This window comes from Streptomyces sp. GMY02 (assembly GCF_019056675.1).
GTDB classification, from domain to species: domain Bacteria; phylum Actinomycetota; class Actinomycetes; order Streptomycetales; family Streptomycetaceae; genus Streptomyces; species Streptomyces odonnellii.
Genome location: NZ_CP077658.1, coordinates 6,518,115 through 6,534,002, shown reverse-complemented (window position 1 = coordinate 6,534,002; position 15,888 = coordinate 6,518,115). Strand labels below are relative to the sequence as shown.

The window sequence follows — 15,888 nt, the reverse complement described above, 5'->3', positions numbered from 1 at the left end:
GCCAATGGCAGAGTCCGACCACTCAGGACGGCTCCGAGGCCGGTCCGGTGGCCCAGGCCGTCACGTCCAGTTCGCCCGACGTGCCGACGTCGAGCGGCATGGGCAGCGTGCTCCGCTCCGCGCCCTTCGTCGCCGCGACCACCACATGGGTGCCCTCGGGAGGGGTCACGGTGCCGGTGATCCGGCTGTCCCAGTGCAGGACCGACAGCGCCGATTCGCCGGGCGCCAGCGTCAGTTCTCCCGGGGCCCGGACGCGCGACGCGTCGGTGTACGCGCCGCCGTGGACCACCTTCAGCGCGAGCGGTTCGCGCGCCCCGTCCAGGGCGCCGATCTCCGGATAGCCGTGGACGCGGTATGGCTTGTTTCCGCAGTTCGTCAGCGTGATCTCCACGACGCGCTCGCCCAGGGAGGCGTTCACAGGACCGTGGCTGACGGAGACTCCGGAAGCGAGACAGGGGCCCGGACCCTGGTCCGCCCAGGGCGCGGGGCCGCCCTCCACCTCGGGAGCCGGGGCCGAGGAAGCGCTGTACGAAGGGGTCGGAGCGGGTGAGGACAGCGCCCGCAGGGCACGCCCCGCTCGGCGTCGATCTCGTTGCGGATGTCTGCGCAGCCGGCCGCCCCCGCCATCACCGCCAGCGCGACCACCGCCGCGCCGACCGGACCGCGTACCCATTCCATACGAGCCGAACCGGCCATACGAACCTCCCCCGTCCGGCGCCATTTGCACGCCGCCGCCGATCATGCCAGACGCCCGGCCGTCCCCTGCATTCAGCTCTGCTTCACTCCCACTCCAAGCAGAACTAAGTAGACCTTCACAGTCCGCTGGACGGACACTGCCCGTATGAGCACTCCCCGTAACGGCGCGCCACGCCCCTTCGGCCGCGCCCTCTGCGCGATGGTCACGCCCTTCACCGCCACCGGAGAGCTGGATCTGGACGGCGCCCGCGAGCTCGCCGGGCATCTGGTGGCCGAGGGCTGCGACGGGCTGGTCCTGAACGGGACCACCGGCGAGTCCCCCACCACCACGGACGAGGAGAAGACCGCGCTGGTACGGGCCGTCCGGGAGGAGGTCGGCGACCGGGCCCATGTCGTCGCGGGCGTCGGCAGCGCCGGCACCCGGCACACGATCGCCCTGGCACACGCGGCCGAACAGGCGGGCGCCGACGGCCTCCTGGTGGTGGCGCCGTACTACAGCCGCCCGCCCCAGCAGGACATCGAGGCACACTTCCTGCGTGTCGCGGACACCGCCGGGATCCCGCTGATGCTGTACGACATCCCGGCGCGCACCGGCGTCCGTATCGAGCCCGCCACCATGCTCCGTCTCGCCGGGCACCCGCGCGTCGTCGCCGTGAAGGACTGCGCGTACGACCTGCTCGGCAGCTCCACGGTGATCGCCCGCACCTCACTGGCGTACTACGCGGGCTCCGAGGAGCTGAACCTCCCGCTGTACGCGGTCGGCGGCGCCGGATTCGTCAGTACGGTCGCCAATGCCGCGCCCCGTCAATTGCGCGCGGTCCTCGACGCGTACGACTCGGGGGCGCTCACCGAGTCCACGCGCCTCAACCAGCTCACGCTTCCGCTGGTCGCGGCGATGATGGCGGCCGGACTGCCGGGCACGGTCACCGCGAAGGCACTGCTCGGCACGCTCGGCCTGCCCGCGGGACCGGTCCGTGAACCGCTGCGGCCCGCCGGCCGGGAGACGGCCGACGGGCTGCTGAAGGCGTACGGGGAACTCCTGGCCGCTTCAGGCCGTTGAAGGCACCAGAGCCCCTGAAAGGCACCATGGCCCCCTGAATGATGGGGCGGAGCGCTCAGTTGTGGCTGTGGAGCACATCGTTGAGGCCGCCCCAGACCGCGTTGTTCGGACGGGCCTCGACGGTGCCGGTGACCGAGTTGCGGCGGAAGAGGATGTTGCTCGCGCCGGACAGCTCACGGGCCTTGACGACCTGTCCGTCCGGCAGGGTGACCCGCGTACCGGCCGTGACATACAGCCCCGCCTCGACCACGCACTCGTCGCCCAGCGCGATCCCGACGCCCGCCTCCGCGCCGATCAGGCAGCGCTCGCCGATCACGATGCGCTCCTTGCCGCCGCCGGAGAGCGTGCCCATGGTGGAGGCGCCGCCGCCGATGTCGGAGCCGTCGCCGATGACGACGCCCGCGGAGATCCTGCCCTCGACCATGGAGGTGCCGAGGGTGCCCGCGTTGAAGTTGACGAAGCCCTCGTGCATCACGGTCGTACCCTCGGCGAGATGCGCGCCGAGGCGTACCCGGTCGGCGTCGGCGATCCGGACACCCTTCGGCGCCACATAGTCGGTCATCCGCGGGAACTTGTCGACCGAGGTCACCTGGAGGTGCAGGCCCTCGGCGCGCGCGTTGAGCCGTACCGTCTCCAGCGTGTCGACGGCGACCGGGCCGAGGGAGGTCCAGGCGACATTGGCGAGCAGCCCGAAGAGGCCGTCGAGGTTCTGGCCGTGCGGCAGGACCAGACGGTGGCTGAGCAGATGCAGACGCAGATACGCGTCGTGCGCGTCCAGCGGCTTGTCGTCGAGCGAGGTGATGACCGTACGGACGGCGACGACCTCGACTCCGCGGCGCACGTCGGGCCCGACGGCCTTGGCCGCGCCCGCGCCGAGCAGCTCCACGGCGCGCTCGGCGGTGAGCCGCTCGGTGCCGGCCGGTCCGGGCTCCGCGGCGAGCACGGGAGCGGGGAACCAGGTGTCCAGGACGGTGCCGTCCCCGGCGAGGGTGGCGAGCCCGGCGCCGACGGCGCCGGTGGTACGGGCAGGACGTGCGGATGCGGCAGAAGCGGTGTCGGTCATGCTCCGAACTTAACGTTTCGTGCGGCGCGCGGGCGAACCGGTCTCAGGTGCCGGGCGCGGGCGGACCCGAAGCGGCCGGCCTGCGCCGGAGCGTGCTTGAGCGATACGAACCGAGCGGAGCGGAACCGGGCAGCGGGCCCGGTCGGTGGGCCTAGGCAGCGGCCCCGGAGAGCGGCGCGGCCGGTGGACCCGGACAGCGGCACCGGACAGCGGCGCCGGGCAGCGGCATCGGTCGGTGAATCCGGACGGCGCCCCGAGCAGCGGCCCTGGTCGGTGAACCCGGACAGGGCCCCAGGCAGCGGGCCCGGTCGGCGAACCCGGGCAGCAGCCCCGGAGAGCGGCCCCGTACAGCGGCACCGGGCAGCGGGCCCGGACAGCGGGCCCGGACAGCGGGCCCGGCCGGCGGGCTCCGGCAGCGGCGCCGGTCAGTTCGGCTCCGCTCCGCTCAGCCGGTTGTCGTCCCTGCCGCGTGCCGCGTGGTCGATGTCGTCCTCCGCGCGCGGCAGCCGCCGGTGCCCCTCCGAGTGGTGGTTGACCCAGCCGCAGACACCGCAGCTATAGCGGCCGTCCAGCCCCGCGATCAGGGTTCCGCACTGCCGGCACTCCGCGTAGGTGATCTCGGGGCCCGGGGAGGAATGGCTCATCCGATCAACCTACCGCCGAACCCGCGTCCGCCGACCGCGCCGGCCGGTCAGGGAATCAGCCGCGCCAGCATCTCCCGCGCGTACTCCTCGTCGTACGGCGTGCCCGTGAGCAGCGCCTGCAAGCAGAGCCCGTCCATCATCGCGACCAGCGCCCGTACCGTGACGGGGTCGGTCCGCCCGGCCAGCGCCTCGGCCACCCCGTCGCACCACTCGGCCGCGACCGGCCGCAGCGCGGGCCGCCGCAGGGCCGCGAGATACAGCTCGTACTCCAGCTCCACACCCGTGCGCTCCCCGGCGAGCCAGTCCCCCATGAGCCGGGCCAGCTCGGCGGCGACATCGCACTCCGGATCCGCGAGGGTCCGGCTCTCCCGAAGATAGGCGGCGAAGGTCTCGTTGACCTGGCGCAACGCGGCGACGAGCAGTTCGTCGAGCGAGGTGAAGTGGTACGTGGTCGAGCCCAGCGGCACATCGGCCTCCGCCGCGACCGTACGGTGGCTCAGCCCCGCGATCCCGCTCCGCCCGACCACCCGGATCGCGGCGTCGATGATGCGCCCGCGCCGCTCGGGGTCGTACCGACGGGTCATCAGTGGGCCCCTCCCAGGTTGAGAACGAGGACCCCCGCGATCACCAGGGCGATACCGGCCAGTTTGAGCGCGCTCGTGGACTCGCCCATGAAGACCATGCCTATGGCGGCGATGGCCGCCGTGCCGGCGCCGGACCATATCGCGTAGGCGGTGCCCACGGAGAGGGTCTTGAGGGTCTGTGAGAGCAGAGCGAAGGCTATGACGTACCCCACCACGGTGATCACCGAGGGCCATAGCCGACTGAAACCCTCGCTGTACTTCATGGCCGTCGTCCCGGCCACCTCCGCCGCGATCGCCGCGGCCAGCAGTCCATATCCCATGCGTACGAGTGTACACAACGATACGTACGCCCGTACGCAACGGCCGTACCCCCGGCCCTCTCGGAACGGCCACACGAAGCGGTTACGGTATGCCGTCCGGATCCGGGCGAGCGAGAACGGGGGAGAGTCGTGACGCAGGGCATGGGACAGGACGGAAACGATCCTCGGGGCAATGACCCGCAGGGGAGCGGCGGTCGGCAAGGGGACGGCCCGCGGGCGAACAGCCCCGAGGGCGACGGCTCCCAGGGCGGCGGCCCGTACAACAGCGGTCCCCACGGCGGCAGTCCGTACGGCAACGGACCGAACGGCCCGAACGGCCCGAACGGCCCGTACGGGAACGGCCCTTACGGCGGCGGTCCGAGCGGTCCTTACGGCGGCGGCCCCTACGGCGGCGGCCCTTATGGCGGTGGCCCCTACGGCTGGGGCGGCTGGACGCCCCCTCCCCCGCCGCCCAGGCCCGGCGTGATCCCGCTGGCACCGCTCGGTCTCGGCGACATACTCGGCGGCGCCTTCGCCACCATGGGCCGTTACGCCAAGCCGCTCTTCGGCCTGACCGCCCTGGTGTACGGCGCCGCCCTCGTCGCGGTCGCGGCGGCCCTGGCGGTCGCGTACGGGATGGTCGGCGAACGGCTGCACCGGGTCATCGACATGGCAACGGCGTACGACATCGATCCGTCCTGGGAGGACATACGCCCGCTGCTGATCGCTTTCGGCTGTGTCTGGGTCTTCGGCATGCTGACGCTGCTGGCCGCCAACGCCCTGGTCCTGGCGGTCTGCCCGGCGATAGTCCAGAACGCGGTCCTGGGCCGGCCCGCCACGTTCGGCGCGACGGCGCGCAGGGCGGCGGTCCGGGCCCCCGCGGTGCTCGGCACGGCCGCTCTGAGCTGGCTGATCGCTCTCGTACCTCTCGTGCTGTTCGTGGGCGGCTTCGCCGCCGCGGTGGCCTCGTTCGCCGTATGGGGCGACTACACCCCCGCCCCCTGGCTGATCCCCCTCGGCTTCCTGGGCGCGCTGGCCTGTGCGCCCCTGGCCATCTGGCTCTGGGTCCGCTTCAGCCTGGCCCCCGCGGTCGCCGTGATCGAATCCCATGGCCCGGTCGCGGCCCTGCGCCGCTCGACCACACTGGTGCGCGCCGCCTGGTGGCGGATCTTCGGCATCTCCCTGCTGGCCTCGGTGATGGCCGGCGTCGCGGCCCTGGTCATCCAGCAGGTGGTGAGCAGCCTGGGCATGTTCCCCGCCGCCCTCGACCCCACCACCACCGGCACCGACCCGGGCGCCGGCGAGGTCCTGATCGTCGTCGCCGGCTATCTGCTCCTGGCGACACTCGCCCAGTTCATCAGCCAGATCATCTCGACGACCTTCCCCCAGCTCGTCCTCACCCTGCTCTACGTGGACCAGCGCATCCGCAAAGAAAACCTGGCCCCCACCCTGGCCTCAGCAGCGGCAACGCCCCCAGCCTGACCAGCTCGTACGACGTGACCGCGCGGCCACTGACGCCGAGACCCCCGGCCGTCGGCCGGGGGTCTCTGAAGCGGTGTCGCGATCGGGCGTTCGTGGTCAGACGTTGAAGCCCAGGGCGCGGAGCTGTTCGCGGCCGTCGTCGGTGATCTTGTCCGGGCCCCACGGCGGCATCCAGACCCAGTTGATCTTCAGCTCGCTGACGATGCCGTCCGTCGCCGCCTTCGCCTGGTCCTCGATCACATCGGTCAGCGGACAGGCCGCCGACGTCAGCGTCATGTCCAGGGTCGCGTTGTTGGACTCGTCGATGTGGATGCCGTAGATCAGGCCGAGGTTGACGACATCGATACCCAGCTCGGGGTCGACGACGTCGTACAGCGCCTCCCGGACCTCGTCCTCCGAGGCCGGCTTGATCGTCAGGGTCTCGTTCTCGCTCATGCCGTCTCCTTCGTCGCGCTGTCGCCCAGGGCCTGGGCCGTCGCGTCCTTCCACGCCATCCAGCTCAGCAGAGCGCACTTGACACGGGCGGGGTACTTGGAGACACCGGCGAACGCGATCGCGTCCTCCAGCACCTCCTCCATCGCGTCGTCCGGCTCCAACTGGCCCTTGGAGTGCATCAGCTCCAGGAAGGTGCCCTGGATCTTCCGCGCCTCGGCCAGCTCCTTGCCGACCAGCAGGTCATTCAGTACGGATGCGCTGGCCTGGCTGATGGAGCAGCCCTGCCCCTCGTACGAGACATCCGCGATCCGCGAACCTTCGTACCGCACACGCAGCGTGATCTCGTCACCGCAGGTCGGGTTCACGTGGTGCACTTCGGCGTCGCCGTCCCGGAGACCGCGCCCGTGCGGGTGCTTGTAGTGGTCCAGGATGACGTCCTGGTACATCGAATCCAGCTTCACGGACAGCCTCTCAAGTCCTCGCCTCGTCCCTCAATCGAAGACGTTCTCAACCTCAACCGAAGAAGTTACGGACGTGCTCCAGGCCTTCGACCAAGGCGTCGACCTCGGCCGGAGTGGAGTACAGATAGAAAGACGCTCGCGTCGTCGCGGGAATTCCGTACCGCAGGCAGACCGGCCGGGCGCAGTGGTGGCCGACCCGGACGGCGATGCCCTGCTCGTCGAGGACCTGGCCCACATCGTGCGGGTGGATGTCGCCGAGCGTGAAGGAGATCGTGGCGCCGCGGTCCTCGGCCGTCGCCGGTCCGATGATCCGCAGGTCGGGCACCTCCAGCAGGCGCTTCACCGCGTACTCGGTGATCGCGTGCTCATGCTCGGCGATCCGGTCCATCCCGACCGCGGTGAGATAGTCCACGGCCGCGCCGAGGCCCACGGCCTGCGCGATCGGGGGCGTACCCGCCTCGAACTTGTGAGGCGCCGGGGCATAGGTCGACGAGTGCATCGACACGGTCTCGATCATCTCGCCGCCGCCGAGGAACGGAGGCAGGTCCTCCAGCAGCTCCTGGCGGCCCCAGAGCACCCCGATCCCCGTGGGGCCCGCCATCTTGTGACCGGTGAAGGCCACGAAGTCGGCCTGGAGCGCCTGGACGTCCAGCACCTGGTGAGGAGCGGCCTGCGAGGCGTCGACACAGACCAGCGCGCCGACCTCCTGGGCCCGGCGGACGATCGTCTCGACCGGGTTCTGGGTGCCCAGGATGTTGGAGACCAGCACAAAGGAGACGATCTTTGTCTTCTCGGTGATGATCTCGTCGATGTTCGACAGGTCGAGCCGGCCGTCGTCGGTGATGCCGAACCACTTCAGCTTCGCGCCCGTACGCTGCGACAGAAGCTGCCACGGCACGATGTTGGAGTGGTGCTCCATCTCCGTGATGACGATCTCGGTCTCCTGGTCGACCCGGTAGGGCTCATCGGCCCAGCCGAGCATGTTGGCCACGAGATTGAGCGACTCCGACGCGTTCTTGGTGAATATCACCTCGTCGCGGCTGGGAGCGTTGATGAAGGCGGCGATCTTGTCCCGCGCGCCCTCGTACAGCGCCGTGGCCTCCTCGGCGATCGTGTACACGCCGCGGTGGACATTCGCGTTGTGCCGCTCGTAGTACTCGTTGAGCGCGTCGAGCACCTGGCGCGGCTTCTGCGAGGTCGCCGCGGAGTCCAGATACACGAGCTTCTTGCCGTCGTGGATCATCCGGTCGAGGATGGGGAAATCCTTGCGGATCGCCTCGTCCAGCAGGCGGTGGTCCGGCGCACGGTGGTCCGACGCTGTGAGAAGGCCCGGCAGCTCTGTCACGCGGGTACGCCACCCTTCACATATGCCTCGTAGCCCTCTTCCTCCAGCTTGTCGGCCAGTTCCGCGCCACCGGACTCGGCGATCCGGCCCTGGGCGAAGACATGGACGAAGTCGGGCTTGATGTAGCGGAGAATCCGCGTGTAGTGCGTGATCAGCAGCGTGCCGACCGCGCCGGTCTCGCGGACGCGGTTGACGCCCTCGGAGACAACGCGCAGCGCGTCGACGTCGAGGCCGGAGTCCGTCTCGTCGAGGATCGCGATGCTGGGCTTGAGCAGTTCGAGCTGAAGGATCTCGTGGCGCTTCTTCTCACCGCCGGAGAAGCCCTCGTTCAGATTGCGCTCGGCGAAGGCCGGGTCCATCTGGAGCCGCTCCATGGTCTCCTTGACCTCCTTGACCCAGGTCCGCAGCTTGGGGGCCTCGCCCCGTACGGCGGTGGCGGAGGTGCGCAGGAAGTTGGAGACGGAGACACCGGGGACCTCGACGGGGTACTGCATCGCGAGGAAGATCCCGGCGCGGGCGCGCTCGTCGACGGTCATCCCGAGGACGTCCTCGCCGTCCAGCGTGACGGTGCCGCCGGTGATCGTGTACTTGGGGTGGCCCGCGAGGGAGTACGCGAGGGTCGACTTGCCGGAGCCGTTGGGGCCCATGATGGCGTGCGTCTCGCCCTGCTTCACGGTCAGGTCGACACCCTTGAGGATCTCGCGGGGGCCGGTCTCGGCCTCGACGGAGACGTGCAGGTCGTGGATTTCAAGCGTTGCCATGGGTGACTCAGGACTCCTGGGTGACGGAGACGAGCACATCGTCCCCTTCGATCTTTACGGGGTATACGGGGACCGGGCGCGTCGCGGGCAGACTGGACGGCTTGCCGGTACGGAGGTCGAAGCTGGAGCCGTGCAGCCAGCATTCGATCATGCAGTCCTCGACCTCGCCCTCGGAGAGCGAGACATTCGCGTGCGAGCAGATGTCGTTGATCGCGAACACCTCGCCGCCGGTGCGGACGACGGAGACCGGCGTGCCGTCGAGTTCCACCCGCTTCGGGGTGTCCTCCTCCAGCTCGCCGAGGGTGCAGACACGGACGAAGGCCATCAGACGGATGCCTCCAGTTCCGCCTCGATCTTCGCCATCAGACGCTCTTCGAGCTCCGGCAGCCCGATCTTCTGGACCAGCTCGGCGAAGAAGCCGCGGACCACCAGCCTGCGGGCCTCGGTCTCCGGGATGCCGCGGGCCATCAGATAGAAGAGCTGCTCGTCGTCGAAGCGGCCGGTGGCCGAGGCATGGCCGGCGCCGGCGATCTCTCCGGTCTCGATCTCCAGGTTCGGCACCGAGTCGACCCGCGCGCCGTCCGTGAGGACCAGGTTGCGGTTCATCTCGTACGTGTCGGTGCCCTCGGCCGCGGCGCGGATCAGCACGTCACCGATCCAGACGGCGTGCGCGTCGGTGCCCTGGAGCGCGCCCTTGTAGGCGGCGTTGGACCGGCAGTGCGGGGCGTTGTGGTCGACGAAGAGACGGTGCTCCTGGTGCTGGCCGCGGTCGGTGAAGTACAGGCCGAACAGCTCGGCGTCGCCGCCGGGGGCCGCGTACCGCACCTGGGGCGTGAGCCGTACGAGATCGCCGCCGAAGGTGACCACGACGGACTTGAAGGAGGCGTCCCGGCCGACCAGCGCGTTGTGCTGGGCGACATGGACGGCCTTCTCGTCCCAGTCCTGGAGGGAGACGACGGTCAGCTTGGCGCCGTCCCCGAGGAGATAGTCGACATTGGCGGCGAGCACGGCGTCACCGGTGTGCTCGATGACGACGACGGCCTCGGCGAAGGCGCCCAGCTCGACGATCTGGTGGCCGTAGGCGGTGCCGCCCTCGCCGTGCACGGTGATCCGCACCGGCTCGCTCAGCACGGTCTCCTTGGGCACCGAGACGACCGAGGCCTTCTCGAACGAGCAGTACGCCTGGGCGGCGACCCGGTCCACCGGCGTACCGGCCCGGCCGATCCGCGCGTCGTCCCGGCCCACGGTCTCGACGACGACGCCGTCGGGGGCGGTCACCTCGACCGTGACGCCGTCCGCCGCGACGGCCGTACCGTCGTGCAGCCCGCGCAGCCGCTCCAGCGGCGTGAACCGCCACTCCTCCTCACGTCCGTGCGGGACGGGGAAGTCCGCCACGTCGTAGGAGGGGGCGCGCTCATGCGCGTGGCGACGGTCGACTCGGCGGCCACCGCGATCGAACCGGCGGTGGTGGAACCCGCCGGAATGTTCTGAGCCTCAGCCATGGCTGTCGTCGTGCTCTCTCTCTGCCTCTGCGTAAGGAAAAACGGTCGCTGCTGGGGTCGGGCGGAGCTCCGGCCGTGGTTGCGGGGGCCGGACTCCGCCCGTCGGGGCCGTGGTCAGCCGACGGAGCCTTCCATCTGCAGCTCGATCAGCCGGTTCAGCTCCAGCGCGTACTCCATGGGCAGTTCCTTGGCGATCGGCTCGACGAAGCCGCGCACGATCATCGCCATCGCCTCGAACTCGGAGAGACCGCGGCTCATCAGATAGAAGAGCTGGTCCTCGGAGACCTTGGAGACGGTCGCCTCGTGGCCCATGGACACGTCGTCCTCGCGGACGTCCACGTACGGGTAGGTGTCGGAGCGCGAGACGGTGTCCGTGAGCAGCGCGTCACAGAGCACATTGGACTTGGAGCCCTCGGCGCCCTCGCCGATCTCGATCAGACCGCGGTACGACGTACGCCCGCCACCGCGCGCCACCGACTTGGAGACGATGTTCGACGAGGTGTTGGGCGCCATGTGGACCATCTTGGCGCCGGCGTCCTGGTGCTGCCCCTCGCCCGCGAAGGCGATGGACAGGGTCTCGCCCTTGGCGTGCTCGCCCATCAGATAGACGGCCGGGTACTTCATGGTCACCTTGGAGCCGATGTTCCCGTCGACCCACTCCATGGTCGCGCCCTCGTAGGCGACGGCCCGCTTGGTGACCAGGTTGTACACGTTGTTCGACCAGTTCTGGATGGTCGTGTAGCGGCAGCGGCCGCCCTTCTTGACGATGATCTCGACCACGGCGCTGTGCAGCGAGTCCGAGGAGTAGATCGGGGCCGTACAGCCCTCGACGTAGTGGACGTACGCGTCCTCGTCGACGATGATCAGCGTCCGCTCGAACTGGCCCATGTTCTCCGTGTTGATACGGAAGTAGGCCTGGAGCGGGATGTCGACGTGCACGCCCTTCGGCACGTAGATGAACGATCCGCCCGACCACACGGCTGTGTTCAGCGACGCGAACTTGTTGTCGCCGACCGGGATGACCGTGCCGAAGTACTCCTGGAACAGCTCCGGGTGCTCCTTGAGCGCGGTGTCGGTGTCCAGGAAGATGACGCCCTGCTGCTCCAGGTCCTCACGGATCTGGTGGTAGACGACCTCGGACTCGTACTGCGCGGCGACACCCGCGACGAGGCGCTGCTTCTCCGCCTCCGGGATGCCGAGCTTGTCGTACGTGTTCTTGATGTCCTCCGGCAGTTCCTCCCAGGAAGCGGCCTGCTTCTCGGTGGACCGTACGAAGTACTTGATGTTGTCGAAGTCGATGCCCGACAGGTCCGAGCCCCAGCTCGGCATGGGCTTCTTGTCGAACAGGCGCAGACCCTTGAGCCGCAGCTTCAGCATCCACTCCGGCTCGTTCTTCTTCTCCGAGATGTCACGGACGACATCCTCGGAGAGTCCGCGCTTGGCCGCGGCGCCGGCGGCGTCGGAGTCGGCCCAGCCGAATTCGTACGTACCCAGACCCTCCAGCTCGGGGTGGGCAGTCTCCGTGGGGAGCGTCATTCGGGGTTCCTCCCGGCTGTGCTTTCAGAAGCGTGATCAGTGGTCTCTGCGGTGGCGGCGGTCTCCGCGGTCGCGGTGGCCTCTGCGGTCGCGGTGGCGCGGGGGATGAACGTCGTGCAGACGCCGTCACCGTGGGCGATGGTGGCCAGTCGCTGCACATGGGTCCCGAGCAGCTCGGAGAAGGACTCCGTCTCCGCCTCGCAGAGCTGCGGGAACTGCTCGGCGACATGGGCGACCGGGCAGTGGTGCTGGCAGAGCTGCTCGCCCTGCCGGTTCGGCGCGCTACGCGCCGTAGCAGCGTACCCGTCGGCGCTCAGCGCCTCGGCCAGGGCCTCCGTGCGCCTGGCCGGCTCGGCCTGCTCGACCGCCCGGCGGTAGCTCTCCGACTGGTCGGCGAGCCGGGCGCGGGCGAAGGCCGCGACGGCCGCCTCGCCGCGCTCCCCGCCGCCCGCGGTCCTGGCGATCCAGCGCAGGGCGTCCGCGGCGAGCTGGTCGTACGACTGGTCGAAGGCGTCCCGGCCGCAGTCGGTCAGGACGAACACCTTGGCCGGCCTGCCGCGTCCGCGTGATCCGTAGACCCGCTGCTCGCGCGGCTCCACCACGGAGTCGGCGACCAGCGCGTCGAGATGGCGGCGGACGGCTGCCTGGGTGAGCCCGAGGCGCCCCGCCAGCTCGGAGACCGTGGAGGGGCCGTGGTCCAGGATGGAGCGCGCGACGCGGTTGCGAGTGGGGTGCTCACCGGTCGCGAGTTCCTCCTGGGGAGCCTCGCCGACGTATTTCACAACGCCATTGTTGCGTAATTCGTCCGGCCGTGACAACCACGGTCCGCAGCGGTCTCCGGTGCGCTTCATCACTAAGGGTTACCTAACAATGACCCCCGCCACCCCCACTGGCCTGCCGTTCTTCCGGTCCGCGGCTCGGCCGGCGAGGGGTGCATACAGACTCGGGATACTGCATTTTTCCGGCCTGCGGACAGTTCCTTTCGGCCCCGCGGGCCGGGGTCCGGCGGGCGCTGCCTAGACTGCCCGGCATGCACAGCGTCTTCCCGGGCGGCTCCCTGCCCGACCGCGCGCCCGCAGCAGGCACACGGGATCCCGTGGTCGAGGTCCACGGCCTCGTCAAGCGGTACGGGGACAGAGCCGCGGTGGATGGTCTCGACCTGGTGGTGCGCGCCGGTACGGTCACCGCCGTGCTCGGCCCCAACGGAGCGGGCAAGACCACCACCGTGGAGACCTGCGAGGGCTATCGCAGGGCCGACTCGGGCACCGTACGAGTCCTCGGTCTCGACCCGGTCGCCGACGCCGCCCGGCTCCGCCCGCGCATCGGCGTGATGCTCCAGTCGGGTGGTGTGTACTCCGGAGCACGTGCCGAGGAGATGCTCCGCCACATGGCCCGGCTGCACGCGCGGCCGCTGGACGTGGACGCGCTGATGGAACGGCTCGGCCTCGGCGACTGCGGACGTACGGCCTACCGGCGGCTCTCCGGCGGGCAGCAGCAGCGGCTCGCGCTCGCCCTGGCCGTGGTCGGTCGGCCGGAGCTGGTCTTCCTGGACGAGCCGACGGCCGGGCTCGATCCGCAGGCCCGCCGCTCCACCTGGGAACTGCTCCGCGAACTGCGCGCCGACGGCGTCACCGCCGTACTGACCACGCACTTCATGGACGAGGCCGAGGAACTGGCCGACGACGTGGTGATCATCGACGCGGGCCGGGTGATCGCCCATGGCAGCCCCGAGGAGCTGTGCCGGGGCGGCGCCGAGAACACCCTGCGCTTCACCGGGCGCCCCGGGCTCGACCTCGGCTCGCTGCTCAAGGCGCTGCCGGACGGCACCGCCGCGGCGGAGCTGTCGCCGGGCGCGTACCGGATCAGCGGCTCGGTCGACCCGCAGCTTCTGGCCACGGTCGCCTCCTGGTGCGCGCAGCACGGTGTGATGGCGGACGGGATCTCCGTCGAGCGGCACACCCTGGAGGACGTCTTCCTCGAACTGACCGGCAAGGAGCTGCGTTCATGACCGCCGACGCCGTTACGAGCAGAGCGACGGGCGCCGTCGGAAGCGCTGGTACGTACGCCCCCGCGCCCGGCGCGGCACCGCTGCTCCGCATGATCGCGGCGCAGACGGCGTTCGAGACCAAGCTGCTGCTGCGCAACGGCGAGCAGCTCCTGCTGACCGTGATCATCCCGTCGCTGCTGCTGGTGCTGTTCTCGACCGTCGACATCATCGACACGAGCGGCACCGGCACCGGCGGTGGCCCCGGCAGCGGCTCCGACAAGGCTGTGGACTTCCTCGCGCCCGGTGTCCTCGCCCTGGCGGTGATGTCCACGGCGTTCACCGGACAGGCCATCGCCACCGGCTTCGAGCGGCGGTACGGAGTGCTCAAGCGGCTCGCGGTGTCCCCGCTGCCGCGGTGGGCGCTGATGACCGCCAAGACGCTCTGCGTCCTGGTCACCGAAGTGCTCCAGATCATGCTGCTGACGGTGATCGCGCTGCTGCTGGGCTGGTCGCCGCAGGGGGCGGCCACCCCGTCCGGGGCGCTCGCCGTCCTGCTGCTGCTCGTGCTGGGGACCGCGGCCTTCTCCGGGCTCGGTCTGCTGATGGCGGGCACGCTCCGGGCCGAGGCGACCCTGGCCGCGGCCAATCTGGTCTTCCTGCTCCTCCTGGTGGGCGGCGGGGTGATCGTGCCGCTGGACCGGTTCCCGGACGCGGCCGGCCCGGTGCTCGCGCTGCTGCCGATCTCGGCGCTCTCGGACGGGCTGCGGGACATCCTCCAGCAGGGCGCGGCAACGCCCTGGGGCGATCTCGGGGTGCTGGCCGGCTGGGCCGCGCTGGGGCTCGGCGCGGCGGCCGTGTTCTTCCGCTGGGAGTGAGCGCCCGGGGCACTGAGGGCAGGGCGCTGAAGGCCGGGCGTTGAGAGCCGGGCGTTGAGAGCCGGGCGCTGAGGGCCAAGCGCTGAGCGTCCGGCGCGGAGATGCCGGAAGGGCCCGTCCCGTACCCCTCGTGAAAACCTGCACAAGCTCCCGCCTACGATGGTTGCCGTGCTGACCCCCCTCGCCCATATCGCCCAGCGCTGGACACCGTCACCCCGTACGGTCCAGCGCGCCGCGCTCACCGCCGTCGTGATGAGCGTGGTGATCGTCGTCACCGGCGGCGCGGTCCGGCTGACCGGCTCCGGCCTCGGCTGCGACACCTGGCCCAAGTGCACGGACGACAGCCTCTTCGCCACCCCGGAGCAGGGAATCCACGGGGCGATCGAGTTCGGCAACCGGATGCTGACCTATGTGCTGTGCGCGGCGGTCGGCTGGGCGATCGTGGCGGTGCGCTCGGCGAAGCCCCGGCGGCGCGGGCTGACCCGGCTCGCCTGGTCCCAGTTCTGGATCGTGATGGGCAATGCCGTGCTCGGCGGCGTCACGGTGTGGATGGGCCTCAACCCCTGGACCGTGGCGGGCCACTTCCTGCTCGCCACCACCCTGCTCACCGTCACCACCCTGACCTGGCTGCGCACCCGCGAGGGCGACAGCGCGGCCCGGCCGCGCGTTCCGCGCCCGGTGCGCAAGCTGTCCTGGGCGCTGACCGGCGCGGCGGCGGTCCTGATCGGGGCCGGCACGGTCGTGACGGGCTCGGGGCGGCACGCGGGCGACAGCAGCGATGTGCCGCGGATGCCGTTCGACTGGGTCACCGCCGCCCACGTCCACGCGGTGTTCGCCTGGGTGGTCTGCGCGCTGGCCGTGGCGATGTGGCTGGTGCTGCGGGTGGTGGACGCCCCGCCGGACACCCGGACACGCGCCAGGGAACTGCTGCTGGTCCTGCTCGCCCAAGGCGCCATCGGCTATGTGCAGTTCTTCACCGACGTACCCGAGATCCTGGTCGGCGCGCACATGTTGGGCTCGTGCCTGGTGTGGATCGCGGTGCTGCGGCTGGCGATGAGTCTGCGTGAGCGCCCGCACACCGAGCCGGGGATCCCCGCGCAGCAGGAGTCCCCGCTGTCGACTGTTTCGAGCTGAGCCCACAGACGGCTGAGGCCACAG

At 70.4% G+C, this 15,888-nt stretch carries 17 protein-coding genes and 1 pseudogene; 5 read left to right on the top strand and 13 right to left on the bottom strand.

Annotated elements, in window-relative coordinates:
• Positions 1-22: 22 nt before the first annotated feature.
• Positions 23-673, bottom strand: coding sequence for a DUF4232 domain-containing protein (locus KQY30_RS37215; protein WP_302185343.1), 651 nt, complete (start codon positions 671-673; stop codon positions 23-25).
• Between the two features lie 168 nt (positions 674-841).
• Between KQY30_RS37215 and dapA the strand changes: the two genes are divergently transcribed.
• On the top strand, positions 842-1,756 hold the full coding sequence (gene dapA, locus KQY30_RS27845; RefSeq protein ID WP_217309200.1) for a 4-hydroxy-tetrahydrodipicolinate synthase: 915 nt from the start codon (positions 842-844) through the stop codon (positions 1,754-1,756).
• Between the two features lie 55 nt (positions 1,757-1,811).
• On the opposite strand, the gene dapD is transcribed toward dapA, so the two are convergent.
• The 4 genes from dapD to KQY30_RS27825 form a co-directional block, all read right to left on the bottom strand.
• Positions 1,812-2,819 (bottom strand): 2,3,4,5-tetrahydropyridine-2,6-dicarboxylate N-succinyltransferase, encoded by a 1,008-nt coding sequence (gene dapD, locus KQY30_RS27840; RefSeq protein WP_217309199.1) that lies wholly within the window; start codon positions 2,817-2,819, stop codon positions 1,812-1,814.
• A 425-nt stretch (positions 2,820-3,244) separates the two neighbouring features.
• A complete protein-coding gene (locus tag KQY30_RS27835; RefSeq protein ID WP_217309198.1) occupies positions 3,245-3,463 on the bottom strand; it encodes a hypothetical protein in 219 nt (72 codons plus the stop codon).
• Between the two features lie 47 nt (positions 3,464-3,510).
• Entirely contained in the window at positions 3,511-4,047 is a 537-nt protein-coding gene (locus KQY30_RS27830; protein ID WP_217309197.1) for a TetR/AcrR family transcriptional regulator, read from the bottom strand.
• The gene (locus KQY30_RS27825) at positions 4,047-4,367 is read right to left on the bottom strand and encodes a multidrug efflux SMR transporter (protein WP_217309196.1); all 321 of its coding nucleotides are present in this window, start codon (positions 4,365-4,367) and stop codon (positions 4,047-4,049) included. The genes KQY30_RS27830 and KQY30_RS27825 overlap by 1 nt, the downstream gene beginning before the upstream one ends.
• Positions 4,368-4,496: 129 nt before the next feature.
• On the opposite strand from KQY30_RS27825, the gene KQY30_RS27820 reads away from it, so the two are divergent.
• Entirely contained in the window at positions 4,497-5,828 is a 1,332-nt protein-coding gene (locus KQY30_RS27820; protein ID WP_254407352.1) for a hypothetical protein, read from the top strand.
• A gap of 96 nt (positions 5,829-5,924) precedes the next feature.
• Here KQY30_RS27820 and KQY30_RS27815 read toward each other — a convergent pair whose 3' ends face one another.
• The 8 genes and pseudogenes from KQY30_RS27815 to KQY30_RS27780 form a co-directional block, all read right to left on the bottom strand.
• On the bottom strand, positions 5,925-6,263 hold the full coding sequence (locus KQY30_RS27815) for a metal-sulfur cluster assembly factor (RefSeq protein ID WP_046495667.1): 339 nt from the start codon (positions 6,261-6,263) through the stop codon (positions 5,925-5,927).
• Positions 6,260-6,724 carry a Fe-S cluster assembly sulfur transfer protein SufU gene (gene sufU, locus KQY30_RS27810; RefSeq protein ID WP_046495664.1) on the bottom strand — a complete coding sequence of 155 codons (465 nt, stop codon included), beginning with the start codon at positions 6,722-6,724 and terminating at the stop codon, positions 6,260-6,262. The genes KQY30_RS27815 and sufU overlap by 4 nt, the downstream gene beginning before the upstream one ends.
• Before the next feature lie 52 nt (positions 6,725-6,776).
• Positions 6,777-8,012 (bottom strand): cysteine desulfurase, encoded by a 1,236-nt coding sequence (locus KQY30_RS27805; RefSeq protein ID WP_217311363.1) that lies wholly within the window; start codon positions 8,010-8,012, stop codon positions 6,777-6,779.
• Between the two features lie 53 nt (positions 8,013-8,065).
• A complete protein-coding gene (sufC, locus tag KQY30_RS27800; RefSeq protein ID WP_217309195.1) occupies positions 8,066-8,830 on the bottom strand; it encodes a Fe-S cluster assembly ATPase SufC in 765 nt (254 codons plus the stop codon).
• Between the two features lie 7 nt (positions 8,831-8,837).
• A complete protein-coding gene (locus tag KQY30_RS27795) occupies positions 8,838-9,155 on the bottom strand; it encodes a bifunctional 3-phenylpropionate/cinnamic acid dioxygenase ferredoxin subunit (protein ID WP_217309194.1) in 318 nt (105 codons plus the stop codon).
• Positions 9,155-10,332: pseudogene (gene sufD / locus KQY30_RS27790) on the bottom strand (Fe-S cluster assembly protein SufD). Before sufD ends, KQY30_RS27795 begins: the two are co-directional and overlap by 1 nt.
• A 114-nt stretch (positions 10,333-10,446) precedes the next feature.
• Complete coding sequence (sufB, locus tag KQY30_RS27785; protein ID WP_046495654.1) at positions 10,447-11,868, bottom strand: Fe-S cluster assembly protein SufB; 1,422 nt, start codon at positions 11,866-11,868, stop codon at positions 10,447-10,449.
• The gene (locus KQY30_RS27780; protein ID WP_217309193.1) at positions 11,865-12,650 is read right to left on the bottom strand and encodes a metalloregulator ArsR/SmtB family transcription factor; all 786 of its coding nucleotides are present in this window, start codon (positions 12,648-12,650) and stop codon (positions 11,865-11,867) included. The genes sufB and KQY30_RS27780 overlap by 4 nt, the downstream gene beginning before the upstream one ends.
• Before the next feature lie 248 nt (positions 12,651-12,898).
• On the opposite strand from KQY30_RS27780, the gene KQY30_RS27775 reads away from it, so the two are divergent.
• The 3 genes from KQY30_RS27775 (at position 12,899) to KQY30_RS27765 (ending at position 15,864) form a co-directional block, all read left to right on the top strand.
• Positions 12,899-13,876: an ABC transporter ATP-binding protein gene (locus KQY30_RS27775; RefSeq protein WP_079022947.1), complete on the top strand. Its 978-nt coding sequence runs from the start codon at positions 12,899-12,901 to the stop codon at positions 13,874-13,876.
• Entirely contained in the window at positions 13,873-14,730 is an 858-nt protein-coding gene (locus KQY30_RS27770; RefSeq protein ID WP_217309192.1) for an ABC transporter permease, read from the top strand. Before KQY30_RS27775 ends, KQY30_RS27770 begins: the two co-directional genes overlap by 4 nt.
• A gap of 159 nt (positions 14,731-14,889) precedes the next feature.
• Positions 14,890-15,864, top strand: a complete 975-nt coding sequence (locus KQY30_RS27765) for a heme A synthase (RefSeq protein ID WP_217309191.1) — start codon at positions 14,890-14,892, stop codon at positions 15,862-15,864.
• Positions 15,865-15,888 lie beyond the last annotated feature (24 nt).

What these genes read in the sequence shown, in the direction of transcription:
- KQY30_RS27830 (WP_217309197.1), bottom strand. Translation starts at nt 4,047, where the DNA reads ATGACCCGTCGGTACGACCCCGAGCGGCGCGGGCGCATCATCGACGCC.
- sufC (WP_217309195.1), bottom strand. Translation starts at nt 8,830, where the DNA reads ATGGCAACGCTTGAAATCCACGACCTGCACGTCTCCGTCGAGGCCGAG.
- KQY30_RS37215 (WP_302185343.1), bottom strand. Translation starts at nt 673, where the DNA reads ATGGGTACGCGGTCCGGTCGGCGCGGCGGTGGTCGCGCTGGCGGTGAT.
- KQY30_RS27835 (WP_217309198.1), bottom strand. Translation starts at nt 3,463, where the DNA reads ATGAGCCATTCCTCCCCGGGCCCCGAGATCACCTACGCGGAGTGCCGG.
- dapD (WP_217309199.1), bottom strand. Translation starts at nt 2,819, where the DNA reads ATGACCGACACCGCTTCTGCCGCATCCGCACGTCCTGCCCGTACCACC.
- KQY30_RS27775 (WP_079022947.1), top strand. Translation starts at nt 12,899, where the DNA reads ATGCACAGCGTCTTCCCGGGCGGCTCCCTGCCCGACCGCGCGCCCGCA.
- sufB (WP_046495654.1), bottom strand. Translation starts at nt 11,868, where the DNA reads ATGACGCTCCCCACGGAGACTGCCCACCCCGAGCTGGAGGGTCTGGGT.
- KQY30_RS27795 (WP_217309194.1), bottom strand. Translation starts at nt 9,155, where the DNA reads ATGGCCTTCGTCCGTGTCTGCACCCTCGGCGAGCTGGAGGAGGACACC.
- KQY30_RS27770 (WP_217309192.1), top strand. Translation starts at nt 13,873, where the DNA reads ATGACCGCCGACGCCGTTACGAGCAGAGCGACGGGCGCCGTCGGAAGC.
- KQY30_RS27815 (WP_046495667.1), bottom strand. Translation starts at nt 6,263, where the DNA reads ATGAGCGAGAACGAGACCCTGACGATCAAGCCGGCCTCGGAGGACGAG.
- KQY30_RS27765 (WP_217309191.1), top strand. Translation starts at nt 14,890, where the DNA reads ATGGTTGCCGTGCTGACCCCCCTCGCCCATATCGCCCAGCGCTGGACA.
- dapA (WP_217309200.1), top strand. Translation starts at nt 842, where the DNA reads ATGAGCACTCCCCGTAACGGCGCGCCACGCCCCTTCGGCCGCGCCCTC.
- KQY30_RS27825 (WP_217309196.1), bottom strand. Translation starts at nt 4,367, where the DNA reads ATGGGATATGGACTGCTGGCCGCGGCGATCGCGGCGGAGGTGGCCGGG.